The sequence below is a fragment of the Mesorhizobium sp. M2A.F.Ca.ET.039.01.1.1 genome, assembly GCF_003998035.1.
Lineage (GTDB): Bacteria > Pseudomonadota > Alphaproteobacteria > Rhizobiales > Rhizobiaceae > Mesorhizobium.
Genome location: NZ_RZRY01000526.1, coordinates 1 through 4,535, shown reverse-complemented (window position 1 = coordinate 4,535; position 4,535 = coordinate 1). Strand labels below are relative to the sequence as shown.

The following is a 4,535-nucleotide window of genomic DNA, read 5'->3' as shown; positions in this document are numbered from 1 at the left end:
GCAGGAAGGTCGCGCGGATGCCGATCAGCGGCGGCAGCAGGCCACCCAGCAGCGGTCCGACCAGCGAGCCGGCGGTGATGCCCGCCGCCAGCACGCCCAGCGCCCAGCCCGAGCGCTCCTTCGGGGTCTGCATCGCCACCAGGATCGTCGAGCCCGAGGAATAGCCGCCGGCAAAGCCGATGAACAGCCGCAGCAGCACCAGCTGCCACACGCTCTCAACCATGCCGGTCAGCGACATGCAGATCGCCATGCCGAACGAGGCGCGCACCAGCATCAGCTTGCGGCCGTAGCGGTCGCCCAGCCGGCCCCACAAGGGCGCCACCAGCGCGGCCGCGAAGAAGGTCGCGCCATAAGCGATGCCCGACCACTGCACAATCGCCGCGAGGCCTTCGGCGCCAAGCTGCTCGACGTAGAGCGGCAGGAACGGAAGCAGCAGCGTCATGGCGATGAGCGTGCTGAACGAGCCAGCGAAGCAGACCGCGAGATTGCGTCGCCAATGGATGTTGAAGCCGCTCTGTCCGGTTTCGCTGGGCGTCATGTCACACTTGCCACTGCTGGGATTGTTATGGATACCAATTTGGGATACCAAACCGGTATTCGTCATGGACCTGGCGTTTGCCGCTGTCAATGCGGCTTTGAAGATCGGACCGACAATGTCGCAGATGCAGAATGTTGAAAGGCAGCTTCGGGAGATGATCCTCGGGCTGGGGATCGGCCCGGGCGAACGTTTAACCGAGCGCTGGATCGAGAGCCGGTTCGGCGCTTCGCGCACGCCGGTGCGGGCGGCGCTGCTGCGCCTGGAAACGGAAGGGCTGATCGGCCGCGACGGCCGCGGCTGGACGGTGGCGCCGATCAACCTCGCGGAACTCGGACAGATCGCCGTCTACCGCGAGGCGGTCGAGGTCGCGGCGGTTCGCCTGACGGCGGCGCTCGAAGACCGTGGCGGCATCGAGTTGATCGCCGCGATGCTCGATTCCTGCGATGCGGAAACGCCGCGCGAGGAGTGGCATCGCGTCGGCCTGGATTTCCACATCGAGCTGGCAAGGCTTTCCGGCAACGAGTTCCTGTTGAGGGCGGTGCGCGATGCGATGACGAGGCTGTCGCGAGCGCGCTGGCTGGAAGTGCGGGATGAAAAGGCGCTCGGCCGCGCCTGGGCCGAACACCACGCCATTCTCGCCGCCGTCAGGAGCGGCGACGCCGAGCAAGCGGCTCAGCTGCTTTCCGCTCACATCGCCGGCAGCCGCGATCGGCTGGTCACCTCGCTGCATGACGATCGGCGCGGTCTGCGCGCAAGAGGGTTCGCGCTCGTCGCAGCGTAAAGTCTCGTGTGGCCATTCGCATTAGCAGGCTTGCAACATGGCCGGGAGAATGCTGTAGGAGACGAGGGGGATGAAGGCTGACTACCATTGACCATCTTGCTGAACTCGCGGACGCATGGCCACACTCGCTCGAACCGCCGCAAAGCTGTTCTACTATGCGCGTAATTTCGCGCGTGACCGCGCACCGCAGTCCCTGTTCCGCGACCGCCTGGCCAGCCGGCTCGATCAGGCCAGGCTTTCAGGCAAGACCGTTCGAGCGCGTCTGAACTATTATAACAAGCTGGAACAGCCGTTCGCGCCCAGTCCAGACGCGGTGGCCGTCGGCAAGCTGCCGACCGCTTCCAGCATGTATTATTACGATCTCAAGGAATTCGCCCGCTATTTCGATCCCGGCCTGCTGATCGATTTCGAATATGGCGATGTCGTCGGCATTCCGGAGGTGCCGAGGATCGTCAAGGACCGGCCCATCGGCGACGACAACGCCAATGGCGTGCTGATGAAGCTGAACAAGTTCCGCCACTTCTACATGCCACCCGACAAGCTGTCCTTCGCCGACAAGCGCCCGATGGTGGTCTGGCGCGGTCATCTCAACAATCCGCTTCGCACCCGCTTCGTGGAAAAGGCCGCCGACCTACCGTTTTGCGATGCGGGTTCCCACAAGCCCGACGCGCCGGATGGATACCGCAAGCCGTTCCTGAACATCGAGCAGCAGCGGCAGTATCGCTACATTGTCTCGCTCGAAGGCAATGACGTCGCGACGAACCTGAAATGGATCATGAGCTCCAATTCGCTCTGCCTGATGCCGGAGCCGACCTACGAAACCTGGTTTGCGGAAGCCAAGGTGGAGGCCAATATCCATTACGTGCCGCTCGAGCCTGATTTCTCCGACCTTGTCGACAAGGTGGCCCATTTCGAAAAGCATCCTGCCGAGGCGGCGCGGATAACTGCCGCCGCCAACGCCTATTGCCGCCAATTCGGCAATGAACAGGACGAGCAGGCGATCTCGCTGCTCGTCCTCTATAAATATTTCGTGTTGAGTGGGCAGATAAAGCCCGATCCGGAAGTCTGGCGCTTTATTGCCGACTGACTGTTTTAAGCATGCGAGCGGTCGAGCACCTTGTCGGCCGGCCCGAACCGGTCCCTGGCGGTGAACTGCTGGTGCCAGTAGGGATAAAGCACCGGCGGCCGGCTGACCGAGTCAAGTCGCTGGCGTTCTTCCTCGGAGAGCGACAGGCTGGCCGCGGCGAGGTTGTCCTTGAGCTGCGTCTCGTTGCGTGCGCCGATCACCAGCGAGCTTACGGCCGGACGGCCGAGCAGCCAGGCCAGCGCGACCTGCGCCCCTGAGATGCCGCGCGCCTTGCCGATGTCGGAGAGCACGTCGACGATGCGCCACAACCGATCCTCGTCGCGGATCGGCGGTTCCTTCCAGCCGCCGAGCTGGCGCGCGGTCGGGCTGTCGCGATGATATTTGCCGGAGAGCAGGCCGCCCGCCAGTGGACTCCAGACCAGCACGCCGAGGCCCTGGTCGACCGAGATCGGCAGCAATTCATACTCGGCCTCGCGTGCTTCCAGCGTGTAATGGATCTGCTGGGTGACGAAACGGGCCTGATGTCGGCTGTCGCTGACGGCAAGAGCCTTCATCACCTGCCAGCCCGACCAGTTGGAGCAGCCGATGTAACGGATCTTGCCCTGGTTGACCAAAGTGTCGAGCGCCGCGATCGTCTCCTCGACCGGGGTGAGGCCGTCCCACTGGTGAACGAAATAGACGTCGATGACATCGGTCCTGAGCCGCTTCAGGCTCTTTTCGCATTCGCGGATCAGATGGTGGCGCGATAGGCCCTCGTCATTGGGACCGGTGCCGATGCGCATGCGCGCCTTGGACGCGATCAGCACGTCGTTCTTGCGCTTGCCGCCAAGCGCCTCGCCGATGATCTCCTCCGACAGCCCGTTCGAATAGACGTTTGCCGTGTCGATGCGCTTGGCTTCCGAAAGATCGGAGTTGCCCACGGCGGCGAACGGGCCCGTGCCGCCGAAGGTCATGGTGCCGAGGGTCAATGTCGAAACCTTCAGGCCGGAACGGCCAAGGGTGCGGTATTCCATGTCGGGTCCTCGCGATTTTGTTTTGGAGAGGCGCCGTGGCGGGCGCGGGAAAGAGGCGAGGGGATTTGTAGGACAATTCCAGCCGCTTGTCGCCCCGCTATCGATACGGGCCGATCACATATCGTCTATCATGCCCGGCTGTGGTCGCCTTGCAATAAAACCGTCATTGCGCCTCTGTATCTCAGTCGGCTTACGGAGTGGCGTGTCCGGGGCGGAGCCGCGGCGCATTCCGAAGCGATGATGGCTGACAGGCGACGGAGCTGCGCGATGAATGAAGTGAACCCGAATTCTGGGGCGAAGGACTGGCTGGAAGCCGAGCTCGAGGACACGCTCGACGAGGACTACGAGCTGGAGCTTTCCGAACCGGCGCTCTCGCTCGAGATCGCCAAGATCTACAAGAAGTCGCATCCGCCTTCCATCGAGCGGATGACCTACTTTCGCGAGCTGCTGAGGCTCCAGTCCGAGCTGATCAAGCTGCAGTCCTGGGTCGCCTACCACAAGAAGAAGCTGGTGGTGGTCTTCGAGGGCCGCGACTCCGCCGGCAAGGGGGGTGTCATCAAGCGCATCACGCAGCGGCTCAATCCCCGCATCGCCCGCGTGGTGGCATTGCCGGCGCCGACCGAACGCGAAAAGTCGCAATGGTATTTCCAGCGCTACGTGCCGCATCTCCCCGCGGGCGGCGAGATCGTGCTGTTCGACCGCTCCTGGTACAACCGCTCCGGCGTCGAGCGGGTGATGGGGTTTGCCAATGCGGATCAGGTCGAGGAGTTTTTCCGCGACGTGCCGGAATTCGAACGTATGCTGGTCCGCTCCGGCATCACGCTGGTGAAATACTGGTTCTCGATCACCGACGAGGAACAGCAGATGCGCTTCCTGATGCGCATCCACGACCCGATGAAGCAGTGGAAGCTGTCGCCGATGGACCTGCAGTCGCGGGTGCGCTGGGAGCAGTACACCAAGGCCAAGGAAGAGACCTTCGCCCGCACCAACATCAAGGAGGCCCCCTGGTTCATCGTCGAGGGCAACGACAAGAAGCGCGCGCGGCTGAACTGCATCGACCATCTGCTGCAGCAGATGCCGTATGAGGAGGTTCCGCACGATGAGATCACGCTGCCG

5 protein-coding genes are annotated in these 4,535 nt (G+C 63.2%); 3 read left to right on the top strand and 2 right to left on the bottom strand.

What is annotated here, in order from left to right:
* Positions 1-538: MFS transporter (locus tag EOA24_RS28440; RefSeq protein ID WP_127410317.1), on the bottom strand; the 538-nt coding region annotated here is incomplete at its 3' end.
* Positions 539-653: 115 nt separating this feature from the next.
* Here EOA24_RS28440 and EOA24_RS28435 point away from each other — a divergent pair.
* Together EOA24_RS28435 and EOA24_RS28430 are read left to right on the top strand one after the other, a co-directional pair.
* Positions 654-1,319: a GntR family transcriptional regulator gene (locus EOA24_RS28435; RefSeq protein WP_126083826.1), complete on the top strand. Its 666-nt coding sequence runs from the start codon at positions 654-656 to the stop codon at positions 1,317-1,319.
* 115 nt (positions 1,320-1,434) lie between these two features.
* Entirely contained in the window at positions 1,435-2,406 is a 972-nt protein-coding gene (locus EOA24_RS28430) for a glycosyl transferase family 90 (protein WP_126082955.1), read from the top strand.
* Positions 2,407-2,411: 5 nt separating this feature from the next.
* Here EOA24_RS28430 and EOA24_RS28425 read toward each other — a convergent pair whose 3' ends face one another.
* Entirely contained in the window at positions 2,412-3,419 is a 1,008-nt protein-coding gene (locus EOA24_RS28425; RefSeq protein WP_127410316.1) for an aldo/keto reductase, read from the bottom strand.
* Between the two features lie 267 nt (positions 3,420-3,686).
* Here EOA24_RS28425 and ppk2 point away from each other — a divergent pair.
* The coding region (ppk2, locus tag EOA24_RS28420) for a polyphosphate kinase 2 (RefSeq protein ID WP_127410315.1) at positions 3,687-4,535 on the top strand (849 nt) is incomplete at its 3' end.